At 59.3% G+C, this 1,746-nt stretch carries 1 pseudogene; it reads right to left on the bottom strand.

What is annotated here, in order from left to right:
• A pseudogene (locus D6T63_RS18810) lies at nt 1-1,640 on the bottom strand (hypothetical protein); the annotation flags it as partial.
• Nucleotides 1,641-1,746: the final 106 nt, after the last annotated feature.

The following is a 1,746-nucleotide window of genomic DNA, read 5'->3' as shown; positions in this document are numbered from 1 at the left end:
GTCCCATCGGTCCGACGCGTGACCATATCCGCACGCCCATCACCATTGAAATCACCGGGACTGAAGACCTTCAACGACTTATCCACCGGCACCACCACCGCAGATGCTGCCGGTCGAACAGTGACGCCGGCGATCGCCGATCCAATGTAATCTACGGACACCCTGGTTCCGGTGTGGGTTGTAAAGGTAGAACCCGCAGGCCATGCGAGAGTGCCGTTTTGGTATCCGCGGAACGAGCTATCGCGGCCCAACGCGATTGAAGCATTGTCATCCCATCCGAGAATATCCTCCTTGACGATCTTAACCCCACGGTTACCGTTAACTGCTGTCGCAGCGTCGTTCCCGATAGGAAGACGCAGCTCAAGGAAGTACGTCTCTTTGCTCACCGGGTCAGTGAACCGCACGGCGCGCTGCCGCTCATTCCCTGACCAAGGTTTCAAGGTGAATGACCGAGCGGTGGTCACGACTCCGGCATCGAGAACTTCGTCACCATTGCCGAATCCGCCATAAGTCCAGAGCATGGAGTTGATCGAAGGGGTGCTTAATTGTGCGTAACCCATGAGGTCGCTCGTGTCTCCGTACTCGTAGGTGCGGCAGCCAGGATCTGTCCAAGACGCACCGGAACGGCCCACGTCGAGGCGACCACTGTCGCAGTTCAGCGAGTTTGCGTGGTGAAGTCCGAACACGTGCCCGAACTCGTGCGTCATAACATTCTTCGTTACCGCGGAGGGGTAGGGCATAATTACCCTGCCTGTCATGGGACCGTCGGTAAACCCGCCGCCGAGAATACCCCAGCTGCCCCCGTAGCTCAGATCCTTATGCGGAACGAAAATGACGAGAGCTTCATTAGTTCGGTACTGCCAGTTGAGTTCACGAGTTACCGTCGCCATGATCGACGAGTAGGAGTCGGTGATACGCGCCGCGGACTGGTGTTTTAGAACTGTCGAACCGATAGACATGCCGATGCGGTCATTCGACGCGGCACGCCAATAGGCGTCTGAAGCCAAAATGGACTCTTTAGCTGCGCTGACATTTATGGCTGATACATCTGCATCCGTCTTCCCCGCCAGCTGCACCGTTACGAATTTGACATTGAGCTTGCCCTCACGGGGGCCGAAGGCTGCAGTGCCGTTGTTCGCCGCCTCTTGTGTCGTCGGTCGGTCTGCAGAGGATCCCTCGAGTACTGACTCCCCGTTCGTCGTCTCGATGTGGGGCCCGTAGCGGGCGTTGAGTCTCGGCTCGAGCAGCGGATTCCAATCGAGCGAAGGAACCTGCGAGGTTAGATCTTGCTGGTCGGGCGCAGTGTCATCCTGCGACGGCGACGGCGCGGTTGCCTCCTCGGACGCGGTATCCGTCTGCCGATCTGAAGGTGAGGCCGGGGCGGAACTAAATGCACCGCCCTCCGGGGCGACTGCGGGTTCTGTCGACCCGTACCCGAGTTCGATCGGCGCACCCTCCAGCTCGCCTACTGCGTCGTCTTCCATGTCGTCCGTCGGTACCTTGCTGACGGTACTAACCAGGTCACTGGTCTGCTGCTCAGCAGCTACGGCAGTCGTGCCGAGTCCTGTAGAGGAGGCGAGCAGCGCAAAGGACAGCGCGGCGACGGCCAAGGCTTGAGAAGCGAGTGTTGTTTTCAACATTTTCTCCGGTGGTTGGTTAGAGGCGGCCGGTGGTGAGGGCGTGGTTGTAGCCTTCGTTGGTCATTCCGTCGCCGGGGTAGAGCCAGGTGGTGCCGGTGGGTGTGGT

It is taken from the genome of Arthrobacter cheniae, from assembly GCF_003602275.1.
Classification (GTDB): Bacteria; Actinomycetota; Actinomycetes; order Actinomycetales; family Micrococcaceae; genus Arthrobacter_D; species Arthrobacter_D cheniae.
The sequence above is the reverse complement of the archived record's forward strand: the minus strand, read 5'-3'. Positions and strand labels throughout refer to the sequence as shown.